The organism is Thiothrix eikelboomii (assembly GCF_900167255.1).
Taxonomy (GTDB): Bacteria; Pseudomonadota; Gammaproteobacteria; order Thiotrichales; family Thiotrichaceae; genus Thiolinea; species Thiolinea eikelboomii.
Genome location: NZ_FUYB01000026.1, coordinates 1 through 23,705 on the forward strand (window position 1 = coordinate 1; position 23,705 = coordinate 23,705).

Sequence of the window (23,705 nt, forward strand, 5' to 3'; positions counted from 1 at the left end):
TGAGTTTTTTAAATGGCGCACCACGGTCGTCGGGCTGATCTTCAACACCCGACCCGTATCACGTACCCCTGAGCCATTCATCGCCATGTCAATGATCCGCTCCGCTACACCAGGGCGATTCGCTTCATAACGGTAGTTCAACTGAAAACAGTGATGACACCCTCGGCAGCGATAACGCGCCTCTCCACTGGCGGCCTTACCATGTCGATACACCGCACTGGAACACTTCGGACATAACACTTCTATCGTTGCCATGATTCACTACTCTACGTACATCAAGAGCGTTAGTTTAAATGCTATTCAACCGCTTGGATACATGACCAAGGAAAGCTTCATGTTAATTTATATCCCATGATTTGCTCATACTTTGGCGCATAACGTTTGAGCTTTGAGCGAATGGTTAAGCGGCACTGTCCAGAGTTCCGGTTGAACTCACTGCGAGAAGTACAGCAGACCCAAACCAATTGCTGCTGGACCCGCCTGGATGAACAGGATTTTTCGGTTGGCCGTAGCAGCACCGTAGAGGCCAGCTACCAAAACGCAAGTCAGGAAAAATACTTTGACGGAAAAGCCTGATTCGCCAAGCAATAATCCCCAAAATAATCCCGCAGCCAAGAAGCCGTTGTAGAGGCCTTGATTGGCCGCAAGCGTCTTGGTCTGTGTTGCAAACTCGAGCGTCAAACCAAATGCCTTCAGCCCCTTTGGCTTGTCCCATAAAAACATTTCGAGGACAAGTATGTAGACGTGCAAAAGCCCTACTAGTAGTACGACGACATTAGCGGTGACAGCGAACAAATGAACCTCCAAAGAATAATGAATTGAGGCCACGCCACGAACTGAGGTAGCCATTGCAATGTGCCTAAATAAGCTGCGGTTTTGCGAAGCAAAAGCATCCGGTTGATCTAGATCCTAGGTGCTCAGGAATACCATCCATTATTCCTGTTAAATAACAAAAATCTTCTATTCCATTATTTTCTCAAACCTAAACATCTCATCATAACCTTCTTCATGATTCTGGCCTGAATACTGGTGAGGGTCTGGATGATACTTATTGTAGAAATCGACAATTTTGAAACCGCACCGATTTACATAGAAATGAATATTTCTTTTCTCAAAATAGGGGGTAACAGTTTCCCAGACCTTGGTAATTGGAAATTCTCTTTCAATTGCTTTCCAAGCTTTGAGTCCAAAACCTCGACTCTGTTGGTTAGTCGCGATGAAGAAGAACGCCAATGAATTTCGACCACTCACTTGGTCAATTACTACAACAGCTCCCCCTATACGTTGTCCGTCTGCCAAGATCCAGTAAGTAAAGGCCCCAGTAGTGTTGAATGACTGTTCAATATCCTCGTCAGAGGGTATTAGTTCTTCAAGTGGATGCCCAACATCGGCTTCTACCGCCACGAGGAAGGAAGCTTGTAAGGCGGATTTGAACTCGTTGAGGGTACTCACTTCAGCCTTCAAAAGGCTAATGTTTCCATTTTCTTCTAGTCTGCTCACTTATTCAACCTCCAATCAAATAGCTCCTTTCCAATTAAGCCTTGGCGGTCACCCATCAGCATTCCCCCAAGACACTCGTTCATTGCCTCGATGTCCTTGAAAGAGGTCACGACTGAATTCCCTGTGATGCGACCTTGCCATCTTGTCGTTGAGACTGTCTCGAAACGAGGCAAAGGCAGGTGGGTACTTCTCAGCTAGCTCCAGCCAATAGGCCATGCGAATGACAAGCGTATTCTTCGGTACAAGCGATCCTCGTCCAGCGCATGTTCGTGAAACCAAATGAACTGCGAAAGCGCTTCTTCGAATCGGCCTTCGTGAATCGCGGTTCTTCCGGCATTTAGACGGTCATGTGCGTTCATTGCAATAACTAACGAGGGTGTAGAAAAACCCGAATCTACTCATCTCATCCAGATCGGGCAATCATTTTTTTGAACACTCCACACAGTTGGGATTTTTTTCACCCTTGCCGACTTCCGATTCCCCATAACGCACTGAATGCCGCCTGATACGGGCAATATGTTGTGTTTTTCGTGTTTGGCAACATCCTTTCCTCCTTCATACGGCATACTCATGGTGTGCCAGCTTTTAGAGATTATGCATCAGGCAAAACAGTTTCCATTACCCGTCAACTTTGGCTTTGCTGCGCAAGGTGAAACGGTACAGGCGTTTGTTGCCGCCTCGGCAGAATTTGCCGGTCAAAGTCTAGTGCCAACGGTTTTAAGCCTTGAGCTTTGACAGGACGGACATTTCACCTGAATACTTGCCATTAGAACCTCACAGGAAAAAATCCCCATCTGACTACAAGTGGGAATTCAACTCATCTAAAGCACGACCAACGAGGGTATAGCAAAACCCCAATTCTTGGGTTCAATGGTCATGCTCCAATATTATGACGACGTTTCCCTTCTTGCGTCCGGTATCGACATAGCGATGAGCCTCTACAATCTGCTCGAATGAATAGCGCCGATCAATGACGGGTTTGAATACTCCCGTCTCCGCCAGCTGCGCGATAAAACGCAAATCCTCTGCCCGTGTTGCTGCCGGACCAGCGACAACTTTCTTGCTGCTCGTCATCGACACCCCTAGAGCTTGAAGCATGTCTGGCAGCCCAGCTAAAACCATCAGTAGGCGTCCCCCTTCGTTCAATGAAGCTTTGCTACGGTTGAACGGGGCTGTACCGACGGTATCGACAATTATGTCGTAGGTTTCACCATTCTGCGTGAAGTCCTCTTTGGTGTAGTCAATAACATGATGAGCACCGAGCGACCTCACGAGTTCTAGGTTCGAAGTGCTGCAAACGCCGGTCACTTCTGCCCCAAAGTGCCTAGCAAGCTGCACAGCGGCCGTGCCTACTGCGCCGGAAGCGCCATTGATGAGCACGCTTTCACCATGCTGAAGTTTTGCTCGATTGAAGAAATCCAGAGCCGTCATTCCACCAAAAGATAATGCTGCCGCTTCGTCGTAGGTCAGATTAGTCGGTTTCAATGCAATCGCCCCATTTTCCGGTATGCATTTGTACTCTGCATGACAACCCATGGCGAAATCGCTGAACGCAAAAACGGAGTCGCCTACTTTGAATTTACTGACATCTTTACCTGCTAATTCCACGACTCCGGCCAGCTCTGAACCAAGTATGGGTTGCCTAGGTCTTGAGATTCCCAATACCAGACGCATGATGGACCCGAATCCGGTAGGCACCTTGAGACTTCGCACCCGCCAGTCACCGGATGTGACCGTTGTCGCATAAATTTTTATCAGGACTTCATTGTTCAGAGGTGTGGGCTTTTCGACCTCCTTCACTTTGAGTACTTCGGGCGGCCCATATCTTTCGCAAACAATTGCTTTCATACGTTATCGTCCTAGAAGGTTGTTTCGAGTGGCAGCCTCGTTGTCCAACGTCAATATGGCGACTCCTATGTCAGGCTAGTTGTCGCCTTTTTTGATTCTGACAATGGGGGGACAGTGGATAGCAAGTAAGATTGTGAATCTCGATTATTTATCATTATGACGAGAATCAAGCAGATATTTGATCATGCCTGCTGATTTTTCAAGGATATTCTCTGACCAATCAGCCCAATTAGGATCATCTGTAAATAAATCAAGCAAGACACATGAGTCTACAAAAACACCATTCATTATGATTCTCTTGTCAGATCCATAATTTGATCTGTTGACATTTTAGCCGTCGCTATACCTCTAAATCTGTGGAATTTTCTTGTGGCAACAGGCTCATCAACTTTGACTAGATGGAATCTCCCATTTTCTTCTCTGAAAGCGATTTTAGTCTCAGGTGTTATCCCTAGTATCTCTCTGATATTTCTAGGAATTGTTACTTGTCCTTTGGTCGTTACTCGCATGGATCATACATCTCCAGATGTGGGTAATACATTTACGGTATTACTTGTCGGGGTAATAATCAACGATGCTTTTTGTGTCGTTTGATCATCTACCCCGCGCATCAGCTCGGCTCATGAACTCTTTATCTTTTTACTCTTCAAATTTGATGAAATGTAGTCGTCATTTGAAAAGCCAACCCAATATGATGGGCGCGATGGGGAGTCGAATGGGCGGAGTCGCGGACTGTCACCGCCTCCGTCGTCGAGCAACTGGTTGACTAAAAATAAGTTCTTTCTCTACCTTCTCTCACAATAGACATGATCTCACTACTTGAAAGACATAAATCTATCCCTTCAACATCTAAGGGAGATTTTTTGACTTTTGCTGGCGTAAGGTAGTATGCCTCCCCATTGCGTTTATAAATACAAATGATCCCTTCTTGTTTTGCAATCTCAAGCACTGATGCAAAGTTTTTTCTGGCTTCGCTAAAGTTATATTGCCTCATCGGTCACCTCCAATACTGTAATACCCATTTGTTTAGCAACATTTATTAAGTTCTTATCTAAAGTAAGTAATGGACTACTCGTTAGTTCCGCACATTGAATGAGATAAGCATCATAAGCATAAACATTAAAACTCTTCGTTATATGCAGAGTACGTTCTAGCGGCACATCTATAAACTGTATGGGAATTGATTTGTAAATTTTTAATGCTTTTTCTGCCTCTGCTAAATCAATCATTCTTCTTTTGAACAGGGCTGAAAAAGCGTTGCCGATCTCCCAATGCACAGAAATAGGTGCAGTTAATGATGCCCCAATCGTTATCTCTATAATCCTATCTTTTGTCCTCTCATTGCCAATGACTGCAATCAGTGCAGATGTGTCTATCGTGATGTCCATCTCGTCTCAATCTTTAAGTACACATGTACCACTATAGACGTAATTGACTGACTTGTACAGATGTACACTTGTACACTTGTTTTTAGAGGCGAAGAGGAAAATATATAACCAATTGATTATTATGAACTTAGCTGATTAAATAATGATTGTGTCGTGAACGCATAACGTCTCGGTTGACGAGCACAGCGAGGAGTAAATAAAACGAAGACGCGGGCTGTCACCGCGTCCGTCGTCGAGCAACTTGTTGACGCATTAATTGGAATTATTTTTGTCGTACCTGACGCTCATGGATTAACCGAAGCATCTCTAAATGCTTTTAAAACGCTGTTGATACGTGTTTGATAACCTGCACCTTGAGCCTTGAACCATTCCAGCACATCTTGATCGATACGCAAAGAAACAGATGTTTTGGCTGGCAAGGGTTTTAAACCTTGGCGAACAATGCCACGGACGACATGACGGACTTCAGCTTCGGGATGTTCTTCAGTTGGCTCACCTTGAGTAGCTGACGCAAGGCGAACCCAATCAGTATTGGATTGAGTCATAATAGATCACCTCTTCTCGTTTGCTTGCTTTGCGGAAGGAAATAATACGAATCTCATGGTCATTCTCTGTGTGGACAATGGAAACGACCACTCCAGCCAGTAATCCGAGAGTGATAAACCGTTGTTCACTGTAGTCGAACCTGTCATCTTCAAAAGTGAAGGTAATGCCCTCAAACACACGCGATGCATCCATAAAATCAAGACCATGTGATTTTGTGTTTATTGCGCGTTTTGTCTCAGACCATGTAAATCTCATGGTTTAAGTGTATATACATTTTGTAGTGTCATCAAGGTATAAAATTTATTCGTACTTTGTACTCGGCACATACTTTCCCGCGCATCAGCGCGGCTTTAAAATCAGGCTGTGATATTGGCACAATCTGTCACGCATCAACGCACCGTGAACGATCAAGTAACCACCGCATTTTGTCAGCAAGGGAAATCTCATCTTTTTAAACGCTCTCAATCGGGTGATGCTTTTTGTTTTTGCCCCACGCCAACAAGGGTGTAGTAAAACCTAAGTGCTCGCGGTGAAATATCAAAAGTGGCATGATGTACGTGAATATTTGAGGAGTTTGCAATGTTGAATTACAAAATTTTTACGTAGGATTGCATTTTTAGTTAAATTTTATCCAACTCTCAGAGCTTAAAAAAATGGCTTAGAGGTTTTCCTACACCCTCAACTTCATGGCTGACGGGCGCGGCGGGGAAGTAAATTGTTAGAACTCGCGGGCTGTTACCGCGTCCGTCGTCGAGCAACTTATTGGCTAAAAATAAGTTCTTTCTCTGCTCTCTCTCACAATAGACATGATATGACTGCTTGAAAGCCGTAAATCTATCCCTTCAACATCTAAAGGAGATTTTTTGACTTTTGCTGGCGTAAGGTAGTATGCCTCCCCATTGCGTTTATAAATACAAATGATCCCTTCTTGTTTTGCCGTCTCAAGCACTGATGCAAAGTTTTTTCTGGCTTCGCTAAAGTTATATTGCCTCATCGGTCACGTCCAATACTGTAATACCTATTTGTTTAGCAACATTTATTAAGTTCTTATCTAAAGTCAGTAATAGACTACTCGTTAGTTCCGCACATTGAATGAGATAAGCATCATACGCATAAATATTAAAATTCTTTGTTATATGAAGAGTGCTTTCTAGCGGCACATCTATAAACTGTATGGGAATTGATTTGTAAATTTTTAATGCTTTTTCTGCCTCTGCTAAATCAATCATTCTTCTTTTGAACAGGGCTGAAAAAGCGGGTAGTGCATTAAACAGGTTGAAATCGATAGAAGCCTACACAGCTAAACTTACGTCGTGATAAGGTTTAAATGTTAATAGACAGAAATCTTTTCAACTCCTTAAGCGCACTACCCAAAAAATGACAATGACGTTATATATACAACCCAATAGGAGCATCTACAATCATTACTTCAGATTCCAAATAAGCTCCACCGCAGCATCTACAGTGGATTTTAGTGGATTCCTTTGACAGTAGTTATAGACATATAGCACAACAGATTGGCTGTCCATTCCTTTTCCAACGTCAGAATTTGTCGCTATGTTATAACCAGTTAAAACACCAGCCAACCAGCCAGCGTTGGCAACCTTTTCCCATCCGTCCTTATCGAAATCATCAACATATACACCACAACTTTGACCTCCTTTTGCTGTGTATGCTTGGGCATTTCCCACTGCGAAAAATATAACTAATATAAATAGAATGTGCTTCATTAATGTACCCTCGTTGTTGGCCTAACGTTTTGTTATGCTGCTAAACTATACAATTAAGTTTCCTATAATTTTCGTACCAATTTATACACGATTCGATAATGCACCAGCATAAGGTTGGGTTTTATCGCTAAGTTGCAGTGTCCATTCTGAATGTTTTAATTTTGATTTTAACTGATTGAATTTTTCTATAATCATTTTAATTTCTTCATCTGTTTTAACATAAATGAACTCAATATCAGAATACTCAAACCTTAAAGGATAAGGCTTAAGCCTATTATTATATTTTTCCTTATTATTTATGAATGTCTTTCTGTTTAAAGAAATATAACCTCCACCAATTTTTTCCTTAGTAGGTATATAACGCCACTCGTTTTCATCTTTAAAGCAAAAGTTATCATGGTCAAAATAACTGTTGTATCCGGTCTCGTGCTTAGTGAAGCACTTAATTTGCATTATGGGCAGCCGAAGGTTTTTAGGAATTGCATCTTTTCCATGTTTTTGACGAGCTTTGAGTAGTGAAGCCAATCCTACTGCTGCTTGAGAATTTCTCTCAATATATAGTACTGGACTAAGCTCGTTAGTTATGGCCCATGTCTTTTTCATAGCAATGGCATATTTACCATAGGTTATGGTCTTAGAACTAAGCTCAGAATCCGTGAATTCACTAAAGCAGACCATTGGATGAGCTGCGCTTGAAACTATCTGATTCTTTTCACCAAAATACTCAGAACAATATCCAAGCATAAAAGAGCTTGATTCTAAAATAGAAATAATATTACTTAGCTCTTTTGTGAAATGAATGAGCATTGTTTACTCTGTATTGCATAACAGTTTATTAGGCGGCATTCTGGAATATCAGGATAGGAAGCCTGTGCTCAATCAATGAGCACATGCCGCGCCTATCTGGTTCGTCGAGAATTCTGCATAGTTTGACATTATCATAAATCGTGTCCCCTAAATTCAGCTTATGTTAATGGATAAGAAGCATACACGAAGCCCCGCAGAACCAGCAACCACATATTCCTGTGAGTTCTGTGAAATTTACACGCTTTTTCTTGTTAAACGAGGTTAGGCACGCGACTTGGATGTGAAAGATGAGGGCTGTAATAAAAAAGGGCAACTACTTGTGCAGATGCCCTTTATGAATACTAAAGCGAATTTAATTACTTAAACTGCTTAAATGCTGACTTACCTGCATAAATACCACGGCTACCCAATTCACCCGAAATACGCAGCAATTGATTATACTTGGCAATACGATCAGAACGCGATAAAGAACCGGTTTTAATCTGGCCTGCACCCGTTGCCACTGCAATATCCGCAATCGTCGAGTCTTCCGTTTCACCCGAGCGATGGGAAACCACAGCGGTATAACCCGCTTGATGCGCCATTTCAATAGCTGCTAGAGTTTCGCTTAAAGTACCGATTTGGTTAACTTTAATCAGGATGGAATTGGCAATACCTTTCTCAATCCCTTCTTGCAGGATTTTGGTATTGGTCACGAATAAATCATCCCCAACGATTTGCACTTTGCCGCCCAATACATCGGTTAAATGTTTCCAGCCAGCCCAATCGCCTTCTGCCATCCCATCTTCAATACTTAAAATCGGATATTGGCGTACCCAATTGTGTAAATACTCGGTGAAACCTTCAGCGGTAAAACTACGATTTTCGGATTCTAAAACGTATTTACCATCTTTATAGAATTCAGAGCTAGCTACGTCCAAGCCTAACCAAATATCTTCACCGACTTTAAAGCCAGCCTTATTAATCGCCTCTAAAATAACTTCAATCGCCTGCTCATTCGAGGACAAATCAGGGGCAAAACCACCTTCATCCCCTACCGCTGTATTTAAACCCCGCTTTTTCAATACAGATTTCAGGTTATGGAAAACTTCAGCACCATAACGAACGGCCTCTTCCATACTCGGCGCAGTCACTGGCAAAATCATAAATTCTTGTAGATCAACACTATTATCAGCGTGCGCACCACCATTGATGATATTCATCATTGGGACTGGCAACTTATAAGTATCTGCTTTTTTCAAATACTGATACAGCGGCAGACCTTGCTCTTTCGCACCTGCATGAGCTGCTGCCATTGAGACCGCTAATAAAGCATTCGCACCTAAGCGGGCTTTATTCTCAGTGCCATCTAAATCGAGCATAATTTGATCAAGACCTGCTTGATCAGTCACTTCATGGCCTTTTAAAGCCGATGCAATTTCAGTATTGACATGCTTGACCGCTGTTTGCACGCCTTTCCCTAAATAACGTGCACCCCCATCGCGTAATTCAATCGCCTCTCGCGAACCGGTCGAAGCACCGGAAGGTACCGCAGCACGTCCTATAACACCACTGGCTAATTTAACATCAGCTTCAACCGTGGGATTGCCACGTGAGTCTATAATCTCACGAGCGAGAACGGATACAATCTCAGACATAAGTTTTATCCCTAGAATAATTTACAAAGTTTGTTCAATGAAGGGAGTCGATTTCACGACTCGATCCAGCGCCACGAGAGACTCTAGCAAAGCCTCCATTCTATCGAGTGGCCAAGAATTCGGACCATCACTCCACGCATGCACGGGATCAGGATGCGACTCCATAAATAAACCGGCAATTCCAACCGCTACTGCAGCCCGTGCTAAGACAGGTACATGCTGGCGTTCACCACCCGATACACTGCCCTGCCCACCGGGTAATTGCACCGAATGCGTGGCATCAAATACTACTGGACAATGGGTAGCACGCATAATCGACAGGCTACGCATATCCGATACTAAATTGTTATAACCAAAGGTATAGCCCCGCTCACAGACCATAATCTGCTGATTACCGACAGCTCGCGCTTTTTCAACCACATTGCCCATATCCCACGGCGCAAGGAATTGACCTTTTTTGATATTTACCGGTTTGCCAGTACGCGCCACACTTTGAATAAAATTCGTTTGGCGACACAGGAAAGCTGGTGTTTGCAAGACATCCACCACACTGGCTACTTCATCCAGTGGTGTATCTTCATGTACATCCGTTAAAACGGGTACGCCCACCTCACGCTTCACGCGCTCGAGAATCCGCAAACCCTCCTCTATCCCCACTCCACGCCGACTGGTGTGCGAAGAACGATTGGCTTTATCAAATGAGGACTTGTAGATAAACGGCACACCTAAACGCGCCGTTAACTCTTTCAGCTGTTGGGCAGTTTCTAGTGCTAAGCCGTCACCTTCAATCGAGCACGGACCAGAGATCAAGAAAAACGGGCGATCTAAACCCACATCAAAACCACATAACTGCATACTTAAGCCCCTTTTGCTTCATGATAGGCGCGGGCTGCGCGGATAAAGCTACTAAACAGCGGATGTCCCTGCCGTGGACGTGAAGTAAATTCAGGATGGAATTGGCAAGCTAAAAACCAAGGATGCTCTTTTAGCTCGATCATTTCCACCAAAGAACCATCGGCTGACATCCCTGAAAAAACTAAGCCATGCTCTTCAAGGACTTTACGATAATTATTATTAAATTCATAACGATGGCGATGCCGCTCGACAATCTCATCTGCACCATACGTGGCGCGTGCTAATGAACCTGCCGCTAACTGACACGGTTGCCCACCTAGGCGCATCGTGCCCCCTAAATCCGAGCTTTCAGTGCGGCGCTCGACTGAGCCATCTTGATTCTGCCATTCAGTGATCAAACCAATCACCGGATGCTCTGCATCTTGCATAAACTCCGTGCTATGCGCCCCTACTAGCCCGGCACAATGTCGCGAATACTCAATAACAGCTACCTGCATCCCAAGGCAAATGCCTAAATAAGGGCGTTTTTGCTCCCGAGCATATTGCACTGCACGAATCTTGCCCTCTACACCACGCCGCCCAAATCCACCGGGAACAAGAATCGCATCCGCTGCTTTCACTAAATCCATTTCAGGTGAGTCTTCATCAGACTCCAACTTTTCAGAATCAATATAGTGAATTTTGACTTTAGTATGGGTTTGAATCCCTGCATGACGTAAGGCTTCATTCAGCGATTTATAGGATTCAGTCAGATCAACGTATTTGCCGACCATTGCAATATTGACTTCCGCTTCAGGAAACTCCATTGCAGTCACGACGTTTTTCCAATCGCTCAAATCGGCTTCTGGCAAATGACTTAGGCCAAATTTCTCAGCAACAATCCGATCCAATTTCTGGGCATGTAACCAAAGTGGCATTTTATAGATATTATCCACGTCAATTGCCGAGATAACCGCCCGCTCTTCGACATTGGTGAATAAGGCAATCTTACGCCGCTCATTTTCGGGTAGCGATTTTTCACTGCGACACAGCAAAATATCCGGCTGAATCCCAATCGAACGTAATTCTTTCACCGAGTGCTGAGTCGGCTTGGTTTTTAACTCACCCGCAGCAGCCACATAAGGTAGCAGGGTTAAATGGATATACAGGGCATTATTGCGCCCTTCTTCCACCCCCATTTGCCGAATCGCCTCCATAAAAGGGAGTGACTCGATGTCACCGACCGTACCACCAATTTCAACCATCGCAATATCGGCATCACCGGCTCCGGCACGCACGCTGCTTTTGATTTCATCCGTGATATGCGGAATGACTTGCACCGTCGCACCTAAATATTCACCTTGGCGCTCTTTGCGAATCACGCTTTCATAAATGCGTCCCGTGGTGAAATTGTTGTAACGGGTGGCGGTAAAACCAACAAAGCGCTCGTAATGCCCTAAATCTAAGTCCGTCTCAGCGCCATCATTAGTGACGAAAACCTCACCATGCTGAAAGGGACTCATGGTGCCGGGGTCAACATTGATATAGGGGTCTAGTTTCATCATCGTGACTTTGAGGCCACGGGCTTCAAGAATTGCCCCAAGAGAGGCGGCGGCGATGCCTTTGCCAAGCGAAGAAACGACACCGCCAGTAATGAATATGTATCGTGCCATAGTGGGAGGCCTAAACCTATTGTGAACTGCAATGCGCGCGCATACTAGCATAGCTGCCTAGTTTGCTAAAGCAACCCGCTGCTTGAAAAGTTTTTCTAAGGTTTTATTTTAAGCAACGGGCTTAGATCAAGCTTGACTGCTCGCTTTGTCCTTGCTCCATCAATCGGAAAAGCCGCTTCAGCTGCTTCAGCTTTGCTAAACTACGCACTAGTTGACTTGCTAGCTTAAACCCCAATGAAAACAACAACTGAACAGCGTCTCTACTTTGAACGCTTAGTGGCACGCGCTGAGCAAGAAATCAGTCAGCAGCCAGAGCAGTATAAACGCCGCCTGCAAAACTTAGTCTATTTGGGCTATGCGGTCATTCTAGGCCTATTGGCTAGTTTAGTTTTATTAGCCGGAGGTACAATCTGGCTAGCCCTCAGTAGTTCGGCCTTACTCCTGCTCTTGCTCAAAACCAAGCTGATTATTGTGCTGCTTGTCGTACTATGGGTATTAGTGCGCTCCGTTTTTATCAAACTCCCGCGTCCACAAGGCTATGCCTTAGAGCGTGATCGCTATCCGAGATTATGGGCAGAAGTCGATCAGCTTAGCAAAACCCTGAGCACGCCGCCGATTCATCAGATTCTGCTAAACGCTCAGATGAATGCTTCCCTAATACAAACCCCGCGCTTTGGCCTGCTTGGCCCTACCGAAAACACTTTAATCATTGGTTTAGAACTACTCTTAGCTCTGTCTACCCAGCAAGCTCGCTCGGTTTTAGCGCATGAACTGGCTCATCTTTCAGGCAATCACAGTAAGTTTGCGGGGAAAATTTATCGACTACGCCAGAACTGGTTCACTATTCACCAAGCCTTTATCCAAGCGAATGCTTGGGGGACTGAGATAATCAGGCATTTTTTTGCTTGGTATGCACCCTATTTCGCAGGTTATTCCTATGCTTTGGCGCGGAATAATGAATATGAAGCGGATTATATTGCTAGCCGCTTAACCTCACGCGAGGCCGCCGCTTCCGCTTTAGTCGCCGTGAATGTCTTAGGTGAATTGACTCAGCAGCAATTCTGGACACCCCTGTTTACCCGACCTTATACCCAGTCCCAACCAGAGAGCCAGATCTATACACTGTTGCAGCAGTTTTACCAGCAAACGGAGGGCAATACAGAGGAATTTAAGCGCTATCTGCATAAGGCTTTACAGCGCCAAACAGAAATTAATGACACTCACCCTGCCTTAATGGAACGTTTAAAAGCACTAAAATTAGCGCATTTACCGGCTAGCCACTCTGACGCAACCCATGCTACTCACGAAGCCAAAGCCATTACTTGGCTTGAGCCGGAGCTAGCAACTGTCTTTAAGCATTTCAATCGGCAATGGGTCGATACTTATGGGGCGCATTGGGATGATTTACATGAACGCTCAAAGCTTGCACGCGAAACGGTGAATCAATTAAAAATGCGCCTTTATGAAGAGTTAAGTACGCATGAGCGCTGGCAACTGGCACAGCTTACTGACGAATATTTAATAGAACAAGATGCTTTACCGCTCTATCAGCACTATGCACAAGCGCATCCTGAACATCTCCAAGCCGATTTAGCAATAGGGCGACTCCTGCTAGAACGGGGTGACTCTAGTGGGATTGCTTACTTAGAACAAGCCATGCGTGAGCCTAGCTTACAATTAGCTGCAGCAGAAACAGCTTGGCGGTTTTATAGTAAACAGCAGCAGACCGAGCACAGTAAACAGTGGTTAATTCAATTAGAAGCGGCAACTGATCGGCTGAATGCAGCACGCCAAGAGCGTGCTGAGCTACCAACCACAGCAACTTTAATTGAACCCAGCCTAGAGAGCCTCAGCCAGCTTAAACCCCTCGTCGCTAGCCTTGCTAAACACAAAAACGTCCAGGCGCTTTGGCTGGCAGAAAAACAAGTGGCATACTTTCCGAACTATCCGGTCTATGTCGTCGCAGTTAAAATTCGTGGGTTTGTGTTGAATCGGGAAAAACTCCAAGCCAAACTGCTCAACGAGCTAGACTCACCCATTGATCTTTTCCTAATCAATAGCCTTGCGCACAAAAAGCTGTTTAAGCAAGCGAGTACTGTCGGGCGGCGGCTCGACTAAAGCTGGGTTTGTGGCCGTGATGCCTCAAGCTCTGTATGAAAGCGCCCTGTGTAACGATAAATTTGCCCAAACAGGGGATGCTGCAAGCGAAAATCCATCGTAAACTGCTTCGCATCCACCCCGATTTCTTCAATGGTGGTATGCCCTAGAACTAGAGCTTCTGGAATCGGGATCAGCAGGCTGCCTAATTTTAGAATATAGGCACGACCTTCATAATACAGCTTGCCATCCCGTACTGTGACCGCCATTTTCAAGCCCAAATAAGGCTTCACATATTCAATCAGTTCATTACCACCGACATAATGCCAATGACTATCAAAGGCCATGACCTGCTTAGGCAACTCTACCCGCCGCTGCCAGTATTGTTGCTCGCCCACCATCCATTTATACACTTGAGTGGGTACTTTTTGAGCGCGCTGATTAATTAAAGTCCCGAATAAGCGTAAAACATTCAGCGGCCCTTGCATGGCGGTGGGATATTCAACAGTTAATATACCCAGATCACGATTCTTGGCGGCTGCATAATGTGCTTTTAAGGCGGGAGCTAGTGTCTCCCATTGTGCACCTAAGGCACGTTGCATGATTGAAACTTCAGTCACGATTCAAATGCTCCCGCTCGATTTGAACACCATTAACCAAACGACTAACAGCATGGCAATAAAGGCCGGAACACCCAGCCAAAACCAATAGCGAGCATAACGCCAATAAAGTGCAGGCAATTCCGTTTGCTTAGCTAAGGCTTGCTCTGAGAGTTTACGCATCTGAATTTGCAGCCAGACCACAGGCAACCAGCAAGCTCCCGCCAGCATATATAAACCCAAGCTCAGCATGATCCAAGGTGTAGTCAATGGATAGTTTAAAAGATACACCAGCCATAACCCACTAATTGGCTGGAAGATCACAGTGGGTGTCGTAAATAACCAATCGGCCAGCACTACATGTCGATTAGTCACAGCAATATGGGCCAGATTACCACTGCGATCCGCCATCCATTTATAAAAAGCACTTCCTAAGCCAGTACCAAAGAGCAGTACCATACTGAGAATATGTAGATATTTAAGCGTCAGATACATCAACTTGACTGGCCTAATTCAAGCGGCATCCGCCCTAAAAACTGCTTGATACCCTCAACCTCAGCAACACTGCCTTTTTCTAACATGCGCATATTGTCGGGGTGTAAAACCGGAATCAACTTATGCCCTAACTGAGCCGAGAGCATCACCAAAGACCAAGAAATCGAAACTGTTGGCGCTGGCTTTTTACCTTGCTGAGCGCGCAAGGCTTGTAACCAAGTTTCTAGGGTATATTGCTTAGGCCCCACCACATCTAAAACTTGATGGGTCGGTTGAGCGGTTAAGCAACGCAGCACGGTAGCCACCACATCACTGACATTCACTGGCTGAATCCGCTGCTGCCCCCCACCGGGTAGGCTAATCACCGGTAAAGCCGCTAAGCGCCGAAACATAGCATCACTCGCCCCGCCTGGTCCATACACCAAAGAAGGGCGTAAAATAAACCAAGCCAGCTTAGAAGCTTTTAAACCATCATCAGCGGCTTTTTTACTGAGTTGATAAGCTGCAAAGGCTTGTTCATCCACACCTAAAGCAGAGATTTGAATGACACGCTTCACCCCTTGCTGTTCACTGGCTTTAAATAAAGCCAAAGGTGCGCGTGTATGTAGATTTTCAAAAGATTGCCCGCGAGTTTCAGCAATAATACCCACGGCATTAATCACTACCTCAACCCCCGCCAAATAAGGCAGCCATTGCTCCGGTTTAAGCAGGGTATTGAAATCCATTCCATAGCGGCGCGCAATCGGCACCACCTCATGACCTGCTTGCTGAAGTGCCTGTTGAATCGCCCCGCCAATAAAACCACTTGCACCCGTTACTAGAATTTTCATAGCTGCTCCTTTTTATATCATGCCAAGTCAGATTAGGTGATACTAGGCTAATTAGCCTCTGTTTTGATCCTTAATCTTGAGCGTGGAGGCTAATAAATTCACGTAACTGCTTTAAGCAAGCCTCAGGCGCTTCGATAGGTAGCATATGCCCTGCTGCTAACTCGGACTGGCTTTGCACCTGTGGTAAACACTCTGCTAATCTGCGGCCTGCTTTTAAAGGCGTCATACGATCATACTGCCCAAAGATTAATTGCGTCGGAGCGGTGATTTGCTGAGCGGCCTGCTCACCCTTGATATAAGCCTGACACGCGGCTAAATCGGTCGCTAAGGGATTATGTTGCATAATCTGCCCCGCAATCGCCAAAGGTGCTAAGCCCGGTATCTGCGAACGACCCAACTGATAAGCTTCACCAAAGCCCCAACTGAGCATCGCTGCTACCGCTGCAGCTTGATGGCTCGTCGCTAATTGCAAGAGTTGCGCATTCACCGGAATCGCCGCACCTGTCGCCAGCAAACTAATTGAACGCACTCGCTCCACGTGGCGAGCAGCCGCTTCTAAAGCGACTAAAGCACCTTGTGAATGCCCGACTAAGCTCAATTTTTCCACTTGCAACTGATCCAATAACTGCCATAGCCAATCGGCAGTCGCTTCAATCGAAGTTAAAGCTTGCCCAGCTGACAAACTATGCGCGGGAAAATCCGGTGCAAGCACTGAAAATCCATGAAACGCAAACCAGCGAGTTTGTAGCTGCCAAGCCCGATGATCCATGCCACTGCCATGTAAAAATACAAGGGTGGGTAAACTCGCATCAAAATCTTTACCCCCAGTGCCAACATAAATCCTTGCACTTGCTAACTCTAAATACATGACGCCTCCTAAGCAGCTGCCCATTTGAGAGCGGCTTTTAAGCCTCGGCTAAAATCAGCTTGAATATCCTGCAATGATTCTAAACCCACCGATACGCGCAGCATATCCGCACTAATCCCAGCCGCCTTTAGAGCAGCAGCATCTAAACGTGAATGCGTGGTGGAAGCAGGATGCAGCACAAGAGTACGTGCATCGCCAACATTCGCTAGATTAGTTGCCAATTGCAAGGCATCCATAAAAGCTAGGCCCGCCGCGAGACCACCCTGTACACCAAAGCTTAAAATCGAGCCAGCCCCCTTCGGTAGCAAGTACTGCGCTAGCTCATATTGAGGATGGGAACTTAAGCCCGGATAATTGACCCAAGCCACCGCTTCCTGTTGACTCAGCCACTCAGCCAGCTGATGAGCATTGTCGACATGCTGAGGCATCCTTAACGCTAGCGTCTCCAAGCCCTGCAAGAGTAGAAACGCATTGTGGGGGCTAAGCGCAGCACCGAAATCACGCATCGCTTCGGCACGTACCCGCATCGTGAAAGCCGCAGGTCCAAACTCCTCCCAAAACTTGAGACCTTGAAATGGCGCATACGCGGCTGTCAAGGTAGGAAAAGCCCGCTGCTCCGTACCCCAATTAAAATTACCCGCATCAATAATCGCCCCACCCAAGGCATTGCCACTCCCACCTATCCATTTGGTCAAAGAGTGCACCACAATATTTGCACCCCAGTCAATCGGCTTACATAAAGCGGGCGTAGCAAAAGTCGCATCCACCACTAAAGGCAAGGCCTCTGCTTGCGCAAGCTCAGCTAGTTTCGGTAGATCTGCAAGCTCTAAACCCGGATTGCCAATCGACTCACAAAATAGCAGTTTAGTATTAGCTTGGATGGCGGCTTGCACAGCAACCTGATCATTAATATCCACAAAACTGGTGCTAATTCCTAGGCGTGGCAAAGTATGGCGTAACAAAGTAGCTGTCGAGCCATAAATTTGGGCAGACGCAACAATATGATCCCCCGCAGAACATAAAGTCAGAAAACTGGTAAATAAAGCACTCATCCCTGAAGCGGTACACACACAGCCAACCCCACCTTCCAAAGCGGCTAAACGCTGCTCTAAAACCGCGACCGTTGGGTTGCTCATCCGGCTGTAGAGATGTCCACCCTGCTCGAGATTAAACAGCGCTGCTCCCTCGGCTGCATCATTAAAAGCATAACTAGTGGTCTGATAAATCGGTACTGCCCGACTGCCATAGTGAGTTTCCGGTTGATAGCCTGTGTGCAAAGCTATCGTTGCTGGGGCAAAAAAGGATGCAGTAGGCATAGCAAGCTCCTGTAAAATCCAAACTGTCTATCATGAGCTGATTGGTCGGATCAACCAAGCGCGGCGTAGTGCTAGTTTTAAATAGCGAAAACTGAACAATTCTAAGCTAATCGTTGACTAATGATTGACGAAGGGTTGATTAAGTTATCTGATCATAGTGCATTTAGTCAGCTTAGGTGCTATGCACCCACAGAATGCTCTATACTTGCCGGCTATTCTTAATCTATCGCGATTTGATGGGCAGTTGAAACCATGTCGATTTTAGAAAAAACAGCGGCAGCGCCAAAAGTGGACATGCCTTTAATTGAGAACCGCTTTGCATTACGGCGCAAAATCGCCTCTACCGCCCTAGCTGATATTTATTGGGCCGATGATCTATACACCCCCACCCAAGGTGAAAAGGATCATCTGATGCTATTGATTTTGGCAACACCTAGCATTATCAGTTTGCCGGGCTTTGCTAAGGCTTGGTCTGCGGTGATGTCTCGCCCTGCCCCACCAGCGGCTGCCTATCCGACGATCACTGACTGGGGTAACGCGGAGACTCACTATTGGTTTAGCTGCCCACAGACTCAAGGCAGTTTATTGAGTGAATACTTGCATGAGCTGGATAAACACAAGCTCACGCCAGATCAAGCCTTGCAGATGACGGCAGCAATCAGTCATGCCTTAAATAATGTACAAGCCGGTGCCTTTGGTTATTTTGAGCCGGGTGCGACTTTACACCTCGAGGCGAGCTATGTCCTGCTCAATGCTCCCTTAGTCAAAGTGATGCATTTATTACTCCGCCAGCAAACTGGAGTGCGAGCGCCCTTAGCCTTGCATTCACCTTGGCTTAGCCCCTCCGTCGCGATCGGCGATTTACCCGTGACCGAAGATGACAGCTTTTCATTGGCTAGCCTCTATCAAATGCTAGTCGGACAACAGTTACCCTATGGTCAGGAAAGCACCTTAACTGCACTGGCACATGGCACAAGCGCGACTATCTACCCTAAATTTAAGACAGAAACCCGCGAGCTACTCAGCCAAGCTTTATCTTTACAACGCAATCAACGCCCAGAAAATCCTGAAGCTTTAATAAAGGGACTCGGGCGCAAAAATCATCGCAAACTGTTATTACCCCTCGCCGTACTCGCGGCGGTCGGTGTGGTGGTTTATGCCAGTTATCATCTGGTTTCAAAATTTAATGGCCTGTTAAATGAGCCTACCACAACCACACAAACTGCGACCAGTGCTAACCCAGCCACCCCAGAAGCGCCTAAGCCACCAGCACAGGTCAATAAAACTGATCAGGTAACACCCGCAACCGACACCCTAAGCTTAGTCAACGAAACCACACTCCCAACACCAGAGCCACTGACTACATCCGCAAGCTCGACCGTGACTCCAAACACCGATGAGGTCACAGTTCCCCCAACTGCACCCCAAGCAATAACTCAAGCTGAACTAGCCACAGCAACACCCGCCACGACCAGTACAACCGCCACGAATACGCCAAGTGCCACTGAAACGAACCCTGAAACGACGGCTGCAACCAACCCTGAAGCGAGTTCAACAACCACAGTCGCTCAGCAAACACCCGTTGCAGAGACCAATCCATCTAATGGTGCTACCGATGTCACCCCCTTGATCCTGAAAGCGACCGCTGCCTTTAATACTAACCAAAATACAGGCAATACGGAGACCTTAAACCTCTTGCGCCAAGTTTGGTCTATTGATCGCCAAAACCCCAATGCACGAGCTTTATTGAATCAAGTGATTGCCCAGCAACAGCAGCAAACTGAAAGTCATCTTAATTTGACTCGTCTCACTGAGGCCAAACAATCCTTAGCACAGACGGATGATTTAATTCGTGAATTTAACTTAACGGATCGAATTGAAGAGCAGGTACGGCTAGAAAATCAGATTGAGATTCACGAGCGTGAGGCTAAAGAAGCTGCTGAGTTGATTCAGCAAGCGCAAGCAGCACTTAAACGTGGCAACCTAAGTAAAGAGGATGGTGCAGATAATGCCAGTGCACATCTGAATAAATTGATGTTTATGCTGCCTAACCACCCCAAGGGTCGTGAGCTTTTAAATGAACTGGTACAAATGCGCCAAACACAAATTAAGCGAGATCTTGAGCGTAATCGACTCACCCGAGCTGGCTCAGCGCTTGAGGAAACGAGCCGCTTGATTCGTAAATACAGGCTAACGAGTCAGACCAAAGCTCAAAACAGTTTGGAACAAGACTATCGCCAAGCCATCGAAGTACAGCAGGCGCAGACTGCGCCTAGCCAAACACCCGATACTGAAGCTGAAACCAATTTAGTGGTGACTGAACAAGAAACGCCTGAGCAACCCGTGATGATAGTTCCACCTCCGGTTGAAGGTGAACGTTATGTAACGCCGAACGATGATTTAACCGTGTTAAACCCACAACCACCGACGACTGAACCAGCTATTGAGCAAGTGGTAATCCCTGAAGTCACCGTACAGAATCCAGAGCCTGCTCCCAGACCCGTGGATGCAAGACCCATACGCCGTCCACAGCCTGCTCCTCGACCACGCTCTGAAGAGATTGAGATTGAAGGGGGGCCAGCACAAGTCGAAGTGCCTGAACAAACTAGCCCGCCTGTCAGCATTCAACCCACCATCATTGAACAGACTATTGAGCAGACACAACCTATAGTCACTCAAACAGAAGAACTACCTGCAGAAGTGGCCTTGCCAGCTCCACCAGCAACCGCTATTGATGCAGGCATCATCAATAATCAAGGCATTTTGGACGCGCAAATCATCACAACACCCCTGACTGAGGAAGAAATTCCTGATAGCGAACGTAAATAAAGTGTCACTTTACGCAACCCAAATAAAAAAGGCTCCAAACGGAGCCTTTTTTTATCGAGACCGAGGTCTCAAATTACATCATGCCGCCCATGCCGCCCATATCTGGCATCGCTGGAGCTGCATCTTTCTTCGGTAACTCAGCAACCATCGCTTCAGTCGTGATGATTAAGCCCGCGACTGAGGCTGCATTTTGCAGAGCTGTGCGCGTTACTTTAGTCGGATCTAAGATACCCATCGCGATCATATCGCCGTACTCAGAAGTACGTGCATTATAACCATAGTTACCTTCACCGGCTTTAATTGCATTGATAACGACAGATGGCTCATCACCCGCATTCGCGCAGATTTGACGTAATGGCTCTTCCATTGCACGCATTGCAATTTGAATACCGACATCTTGCTCGTGGTTTTCGCCTTTTAAGCTACCAATGGCTTGTAAAGCACGAACCAAAGCAACACCGCCCCCTGGAACCACGCCCTCTTCAACCGCAGCACGGGTCGCATGCAGAGCATCTTCTACGCGAGCTTTCTTTTCTTTCATTTCAACTTCGGTCGCAGCACCTACTTTAATCACTGCAACACCGCCCGCCAATTTAGCCATACGCTCTTGCAATTTTTCGCGGTCATAATCAGAAGTAGTAACTTCCATCTGTGCACGAATTTGCTCAACGCGAGCTTTGATGTCATCCGCAGAACCCACACCATCAATCACCGTGGTGTCTTCTTTGGTGATTACAACGCGCTTAGCTTGACCTAAGTCTTCTAAACTCACATTGTCTAAGCTCATGCCCACTTCTTCAGAAATAACCGTCGCACCCGTCAGAATCGCTAAATCTTGGAGCATTGCTTTACGGCGATCACCAAAACCTGGCGCTTTGACTGCAGCGACTTTCACGATGCCACGCATATTGTTCACGACTAAAGTGGCTAAGGCTTCGCCTTCGATGTCTTCAGCAATGATTAACAGTGGCTTGCCGGATTTTGCTGCACCTTCTAAAGCTGGCAGCAATTCGCGGATATTAGAGATTTTTTTGTCGTGCAGCAGGATATAAGGGCTATCCAACTCAGCTGTCATGCTTTGTTGGTTATTCACGAAATAAGGCGACAGGTAGCCACGGTCAAATTGCATACCTTCGACCACAGCGAGTTCGTTTTCTAAAGAATTACCTTCTTCAACGGTGATAACGCCTTCTTTGCCTACTTTGTCCATTGCATTGGCAATGATCGTACCAATCGACTCATCAGAGTTCGCCGAAATAGTACCGACTTGAGCAATCGCATTATTATCTTCACAAGGCTTAGACATGCTATGCAATTTTTCAACAGCAGCGGTCACTGCTTTGTCAATACCACGCTTCAGATCCATCGGGTTCATACCCGCAGTCACGGACTTCATGCCTTCGCGCACAATCGCTTGAGCTAATACCGTGGCAGTCGTGGTGCCGTCACCCGCTGCGTCAGAAGTTTTAGAAGCAACTTCTTTCACCAACTGTGCGCCCATGTTCTCGAATTTGTCTTCGAGTTCGATTTCTTTTGCAACCGATACACCGTCTTTAGTAACGGTTGGTGCACCGAAAGATTTTTCTAAAACAACATTACGGCCTTTAGGACCTAAAGTTACTTTAACTGCATTTGCTAACACATTAACGCCTTTCACCATCCGTGAACGCGCTTCATCACCAAAACGTACGTCTTTAGCACTCATTCTTTAATCCTCTTAAAATCAGTTAGTTGGGTGAATTAAGCAATAACTGCCAAAATATCATCTTCACGCATGATCAATACTTCTTGACCATCGACTTTCACTGCTGTGCCGGCATATTTGCCGAACAACACTTTGTCACCTACTTTAACTTGTGGAGCGATACGCTCACCGTTATCACTGGCCTTGCCAGGGCCAACTGACAAAACTTCGCCACGATCTGGCTTTTCAGTTGCATTATCAGGGATGATGATACCGCTAGCGGTTTTACGCTCTTCTTCCATGCGGCGCACAACAACGCGATCATGCAAAGGACGAATAGTCATGTGGATACTCCTCAGATTTTATTGAATCAGGATTTATTTATCGCTATCAGGGCTTCAATACAACCTGTTAGCACTCAGTCTTAACGAGTGCTAATAATAAGGGCGACTTAAGCAAAGTCAAGGGTAGATCGCTGAAAAATTTTAAGCTTGGTCTTTCCGCACATAATCGCCTTCCAAAACTTTAGGGGCTGGCTGACTGGTTGGCGGGTCTTGAACACGAGTATTGGTATGGATGTAAACATCGTTGTAAACAACTTTAGAACGTCGGTTCGCCATCTGAGAAAACAGTTTCATCAACAGCTTACGAGTGGGTGGAAGTAAACAGAGCAAACCCAAAAAATCCGTAAAGAAACCGGGGGTCATTAACAGAATGCCACCTAGCAGAATGAAGACACCTGCCTTCATTTCCTCAGCCGCTAACTGACCTTGGCGTAAACTATTCTGCAGGCGTGTTAAAGCAGACACACCTTGTTGCCTTAACAAATAAGCACCCAACACAGAAGTCGCTATCACCAAGAGGATAGTCGGCAAAGCACCAATGACTTGCCCCACTTGAATGAGCAAATAAATCTCAATCAGCGGCACCACAAAAAACAACAGGGCAAACAGGGGGAAGGTACGCAAAACCAAAGTCCTTTTGTAGCAAATGTAAGACTTTAGTATTGAGGTTTTGCGCTATT

General features: G+C 46.0%; 28 protein-coding genes. 3 read left to right on the top strand and 25 right to left on the bottom strand.

The features are described from left to right. The 3 genes from B5D50_RS20240 to B5D50_RS18030 all read right to left on the bottom strand — a co-directional run. Positions 1-255, bottom strand: a 255-nt coding sequence (locus B5D50_RS20240; protein WP_234975926.1) for an IS1-like element transposase, incomplete at its 3' end; no start/stop codon positions are given. 177 nt (positions 256-432) lie between these two features. Next, the gene (locus B5D50_RS18025) at positions 433-849 is read right to left on the bottom strand and encodes a DUF1304 domain-containing protein (RefSeq protein WP_078924061.1); all 417 of its coding nucleotides are present in this window, start codon (positions 847-849) and stop codon (positions 433-435) included. A gap of 111 nt (positions 850-960) precedes the next feature. After that, positions 961-1,500, bottom strand: coding sequence for a GNAT family N-acetyltransferase (locus B5D50_RS18030; RefSeq protein ID WP_078924062.1), 540 nt, complete (start codon positions 1,498-1,500; stop codon positions 961-963). A 570-nt stretch (positions 1,501-2,070) separates the two neighbouring features. Between B5D50_RS18030 and B5D50_RS20400 the strand changes: the two genes are divergently transcribed. Beyond that, entirely contained in the window at positions 2,071-2,235 is a 165-nt protein-coding gene (locus B5D50_RS20400) for a hypothetical protein (protein WP_159448677.1), read from the top strand. A 132-nt stretch (positions 2,236-2,367) separates the two neighbouring features. On the opposite strand, the gene B5D50_RS18035 is transcribed toward B5D50_RS20400, so the two are convergent. From B5D50_RS18035 to B5D50_RS18100, 14 genes are all read right to left on the bottom strand, one after another. After that, on the bottom strand, positions 2,368-3,348 hold the full coding sequence (locus tag B5D50_RS18035) for an NAD(P)-dependent alcohol dehydrogenase (protein ID WP_078924063.1): 981 nt from the start codon (positions 3,346-3,348) through the stop codon (positions 2,368-2,370). Positions 3,349-3,492: 144 nt separating this feature from the next. Then, a complete protein-coding gene (locus B5D50_RS20540; RefSeq protein WP_200807138.1) occupies positions 3,493-3,636 on the bottom strand; it encodes a hypothetical protein in 144 nt (47 codons plus the stop codon). Then, entirely contained in the window at positions 3,636-3,857 is a 222-nt protein-coding gene (locus tag B5D50_RS18045) for an AbrB/MazE/SpoVT family DNA-binding domain-containing protein (protein WP_078924064.1), read from the bottom strand. Before B5D50_RS18045 ends, B5D50_RS20540 begins: the two co-directional genes overlap by 1 nt. Positions 3,858-4,114: 257 nt before the next feature. Continuing rightward, positions 4,115-4,342: a type II toxin-antitoxin system Phd/YefM family antitoxin gene (locus tag B5D50_RS18050; protein ID WP_078924065.1), complete on the bottom strand. Its 228-nt coding sequence runs from the start codon at positions 4,340-4,342 to the stop codon at positions 4,115-4,117. Next, a complete protein-coding gene (locus B5D50_RS18055) occupies positions 4,329-4,736 on the bottom strand; it encodes a type II toxin-antitoxin system VapC family toxin (protein WP_078924066.1) in 408 nt (135 codons plus the stop codon). Before B5D50_RS18055 ends, B5D50_RS18050 begins: the two co-directional genes overlap by 14 nt. A 284-nt stretch (positions 4,737-5,020) precedes the next feature. After that, positions 5,021-5,281 (bottom strand): BrnA antitoxin family protein, encoded by a 261-nt coding sequence (locus tag B5D50_RS18060; protein WP_078924067.1) that lies wholly within the window; start codon positions 5,279-5,281, stop codon positions 5,021-5,023. Further along, the gene (locus B5D50_RS20890; RefSeq protein ID WP_078924068.1) at positions 5,262-5,537 is read right to left on the bottom strand and encodes a BrnT family toxin; all 276 of its coding nucleotides are present in this window, start codon (positions 5,535-5,537) and stop codon (positions 5,262-5,264) included. The genes B5D50_RS18060 and B5D50_RS20890 overlap by 20 nt, the downstream gene beginning before the upstream one ends. 511 nt (positions 5,538-6,048) lie before the next feature. Next, positions 6,049-6,276: a type II toxin-antitoxin system Phd/YefM family antitoxin gene (locus B5D50_RS18070; RefSeq protein WP_078924069.1), complete on the bottom strand. Its 228-nt coding sequence runs from the start codon at positions 6,274-6,276 to the stop codon at positions 6,049-6,051. After that, complete coding sequence (locus tag B5D50_RS18075) at positions 6,263-6,511, bottom strand: PIN domain-containing protein (protein ID WP_234975927.1); 249 nt, start codon at positions 6,509-6,511, stop codon at positions 6,263-6,265. Before B5D50_RS18075 ends, B5D50_RS18070 begins: the two co-directional genes overlap by 14 nt. 195 nt (positions 6,512-6,706) lie before the next feature. After that, positions 6,707-7,012, bottom strand: a complete 306-nt coding sequence (locus B5D50_RS18080; RefSeq protein ID WP_078924070.1) for a hypothetical protein — start codon at positions 7,010-7,012, stop codon at positions 6,707-6,709. Positions 7,013-7,093: 81 nt separating this feature from the next. After that, positions 7,094-7,819 carry an abortive infection system antitoxin AbiGi family protein gene (locus tag B5D50_RS18085; protein ID WP_078924071.1) on the bottom strand — a complete coding sequence of 242 codons (726 nt, stop codon included), beginning with the start codon at positions 7,817-7,819 and terminating at the stop codon, positions 7,094-7,096. Positions 7,820-8,175: 356 nt separating this feature from the next. Then, positions 8,176-9,456 carry a phosphopyruvate hydratase gene (eno, locus tag B5D50_RS18090; protein ID WP_078924072.1) on the bottom strand — a complete coding sequence of 427 codons (1,281 nt, stop codon included), beginning with the start codon at positions 9,454-9,456 and terminating at the stop codon, positions 8,176-8,178. Between the two features lie 21 nt (positions 9,457-9,477). After that, a complete protein-coding gene (gene kdsA, locus B5D50_RS18095; protein ID WP_078924073.1) occupies positions 9,478-10,311 on the bottom strand; it encodes a 3-deoxy-8-phosphooctulonate synthase in 834 nt (277 codons plus the stop codon). A gap of 2 nt (positions 10,312-10,313) precedes the next feature. Beyond that, positions 10,314-11,963, bottom strand: coding sequence for a CTP synthase (locus B5D50_RS18100; protein ID WP_078924074.1), 1,650 nt, complete (start codon positions 11,961-11,963; stop codon positions 10,314-10,316). A 234-nt stretch (positions 11,964-12,197) separates the two neighbouring features. Between B5D50_RS18100 and B5D50_RS18105 the strand changes: the two genes are divergently transcribed. After that, on the top strand, positions 12,198-14,081 hold the full coding sequence (locus B5D50_RS18105) for a M48 family metallopeptidase (protein WP_078924075.1): 1,884 nt from the start codon (positions 12,198-12,200) through the stop codon (positions 14,079-14,081). Here the strand turns inward: B5D50_RS18105 and B5D50_RS18110 are convergent. The 5 genes from B5D50_RS18110 to B5D50_RS18130 form a co-directional block, all read right to left on the bottom strand. Further along, complete coding sequence (locus tag B5D50_RS18110; protein ID WP_143594412.1) at positions 14,078-14,680, bottom strand: DUF4166 domain-containing protein; 603 nt, start codon at positions 14,678-14,680, stop codon at positions 14,078-14,080. The two genes, B5D50_RS18105 and B5D50_RS18110, sit on opposite strands and share 4 nt — an antisense overlap. 3 nt (positions 14,681-14,683) lie before the next feature. Further along, positions 14,684-15,154 carry a DUF2269 family protein gene (locus B5D50_RS18115; protein ID WP_234975928.1) on the bottom strand — a complete coding sequence of 157 codons (471 nt, stop codon included), beginning with the start codon at positions 15,152-15,154 and terminating at the stop codon, positions 14,684-14,686. Beyond that, positions 15,154-15,984 (bottom strand): NAD-dependent epimerase/dehydratase family protein, encoded by an 831-nt coding sequence (locus B5D50_RS18120; RefSeq protein WP_078924078.1) that lies wholly within the window; start codon positions 15,982-15,984, stop codon positions 15,154-15,156. Before B5D50_RS18120 ends, B5D50_RS18115 begins: the two co-directional genes overlap by 1 nt. Positions 15,985-16,054: 70 nt before the next feature. Then, positions 16,055-16,852 carry an alpha/beta fold hydrolase gene (locus B5D50_RS18125; protein ID WP_159448678.1) on the bottom strand — a complete coding sequence of 266 codons (798 nt, stop codon included), beginning with the start codon at positions 16,850-16,852 and terminating at the stop codon, positions 16,055-16,057. An 8-nt stretch (positions 16,853-16,860) separates the two neighbouring features. Then, positions 16,861-18,168 carry an O-acetylhomoserine aminocarboxypropyltransferase/cysteine synthase family protein gene (locus B5D50_RS18130; RefSeq protein ID WP_078924080.1) on the bottom strand — a complete coding sequence of 436 codons (1,308 nt, stop codon included), beginning with the start codon at positions 18,166-18,168 and terminating at the stop codon, positions 16,861-16,863. 252 nt (positions 18,169-18,420) lie between these two features. On the opposite strand from B5D50_RS18130, the gene B5D50_RS18135 reads away from it, so the two are divergent. Beyond that, positions 18,421-20,997: a hypothetical protein gene (locus B5D50_RS18135; RefSeq protein WP_078924081.1), complete on the top strand. Its 2,577-nt coding sequence runs from the start codon at positions 18,421-18,423 to the stop codon at positions 20,995-20,997. A gap of 73 nt (positions 20,998-21,070) precedes the next feature. On the opposite strand, the gene groL is transcribed toward B5D50_RS18135, so the two are convergent. The 3 genes from groL to B5D50_RS18150 all read right to left on the bottom strand — a co-directional run bounded on the left by groL (position 21,071) and on the right by B5D50_RS18150 (position 23,649). Beyond that, positions 21,071-22,702, bottom strand: a complete 1,632-nt coding sequence (groL, locus tag B5D50_RS18140; protein ID WP_078924082.1) for a chaperonin GroEL — start codon at positions 22,700-22,702, stop codon at positions 21,071-21,073. 35 nt (positions 22,703-22,737) lie between these two features. Continuing rightward, positions 22,738-23,025: a co-chaperone GroES gene (groES, locus tag B5D50_RS18145; RefSeq protein WP_078924083.1), complete on the bottom strand. Its 288-nt coding sequence runs from the start codon at positions 23,023-23,025 to the stop codon at positions 22,738-22,740. 141 nt (positions 23,026-23,166) lie between these two features. Then, positions 23,167-23,649 carry an FxsA family protein gene (locus tag B5D50_RS18150; protein WP_078924084.1) on the bottom strand — a complete coding sequence of 161 codons (483 nt, stop codon included), beginning with the start codon at positions 23,647-23,649 and terminating at the stop codon, positions 23,167-23,169. Between the last annotated feature and the right edge of the window lie 56 nt (positions 23,650-23,705).

Bases quoted from the DNA above. Each gene is read 5' to 3' on its own strand.
- B5D50_RS18025 (WP_078924061.1), bottom strand. From the start codon at position 849: ATGGCTACCTCAGTTCGTGGCGTGGCCTCAATTCATTATTCTTTGGAG.
- B5D50_RS20400 (WP_159448677.1), top strand. From the start codon at position 2,071: ATGGTGTGCCAGCTTTTAGAGATTATGCATCAGGCAAAACAGTTTCCA.
- B5D50_RS18035 (WP_078924063.1), bottom strand. From the start codon at position 3,348: ATGAAAGCAATTGTTTGCGAAAGATATGGGCCGCCCGAAGTACTCAAA.
- B5D50_RS20540 (WP_200807138.1), bottom strand. From the start codon at position 3,636: ATGAATGGTGTTTTTGTAGACTCATGTGTCTTGCTTGATTTATTTACA.
- B5D50_RS18045 (WP_078924064.1), bottom strand. From the start codon at position 3,857: ATGCGAGTAACGACCAAAGGACAAGTAACAATTCCTAGAAATATCAGA.
- B5D50_RS18050 (WP_078924065.1), bottom strand. From the start codon at position 4,342: ATGAGGCAATATAACTTTAGCGAAGCCAGAAAAAACTTTGCATCAGTG.
- B5D50_RS18055 (WP_078924066.1), bottom strand. From the start codon at position 4,736: ATGGACATCACGATAGACACATCTGCACTGATTGCAGTCATTGGCAAT.
- B5D50_RS18060 (WP_078924067.1), bottom strand. From the start codon at position 5,281: ATGACTCAATCCAATACTGATTGGGTTCGCCTTGCGTCAGCTACTCAA.
- B5D50_RS20890 (WP_078924068.1), bottom strand. From the start codon at position 5,537: ATGAGATTTACATGGTCTGAGACAAAACGCGCAATAAACACAAAATCA.
- B5D50_RS18070 (WP_078924069.1), bottom strand. From the start codon at position 6,276: ATGAGGCAATATAACTTTAGCGAAGCCAGAAAAAACTTTGCATCAGTG.
- B5D50_RS18075 (WP_234975927.1), bottom strand. From the start codon at position 6,511: ATGATTGATTTAGCAGAGGCAGAAAAAGCATTAAAAATTTACAAATCA.
- B5D50_RS18080 (WP_078924070.1), bottom strand. From the start codon at position 7,012: ATGAAGCACATTCTATTTATATTAGTTATATTTTTCGCAGTGGGAAAT.
- B5D50_RS18085 (WP_078924071.1), bottom strand. From the start codon at position 7,819: ATGCTCATTCATTTCACAAAAGAGCTAAGTAATATTATTTCTATTTTA.
- eno (WP_078924072.1), bottom strand. From the start codon at position 9,456: ATGTCTGAGATTGTATCCGTTCTCGCTCGTGAGATTATAGACTCACGT.
- kdsA (WP_078924073.1), bottom strand. From the start codon at position 10,311: ATGCAGTTATGTGGTTTTGATGTGGGTTTAGATCGCCCGTTTTTCTTG.
- B5D50_RS18100 (WP_078924074.1), bottom strand. From the start codon at position 11,963: ATGGCACGATACATATTCATTACTGGCGGTGTCGTTTCTTCGCTTGGC.
- B5D50_RS18105 (WP_078924075.1), top strand. From the start codon at position 12,198: ATGAAAACAACAACTGAACAGCGTCTCTACTTTGAACGCTTAGTGGCA.
- B5D50_RS18115 (WP_234975928.1), bottom strand. From the start codon at position 15,154: ATGTATCTGACGCTTAAATATCTACATATTCTCAGTATGGTACTGCTC.
- B5D50_RS18120 (WP_078924078.1), bottom strand. From the start codon at position 15,984: ATGAAAATTCTAGTAACGGGTGCAAGTGGTTTTATTGGCGGGGCGATT.
- B5D50_RS18125 (WP_159448678.1), bottom strand. From the start codon at position 16,852: ATGTATTTAGAGTTAGCAAGTGCAAGGATTTATGTTGGCACTGGGGGT.
- B5D50_RS18130 (WP_078924080.1), bottom strand. From the start codon at position 18,168: ATGCCTACTGCATCCTTTTTTGCCCCAGCAACGATAGCTTTGCACACA.
- B5D50_RS18135 (WP_078924081.1), top strand. From the start codon at position 18,421: ATGTCGATTTTAGAAAAAACAGCGGCAGCGCCAAAAGTGGACATGCCT.
- groL (WP_078924082.1), bottom strand. From the start codon at position 22,702: ATGAGTGCTAAAGACGTACGTTTTGGTGATGAAGCGCGTTCACGGATG.
- groES (WP_078924083.1), bottom strand. From the start codon at position 23,025: ATGACTATTCGTCCTTTGCATGATCGCGTTGTTGTGCGCCGCATGGAA.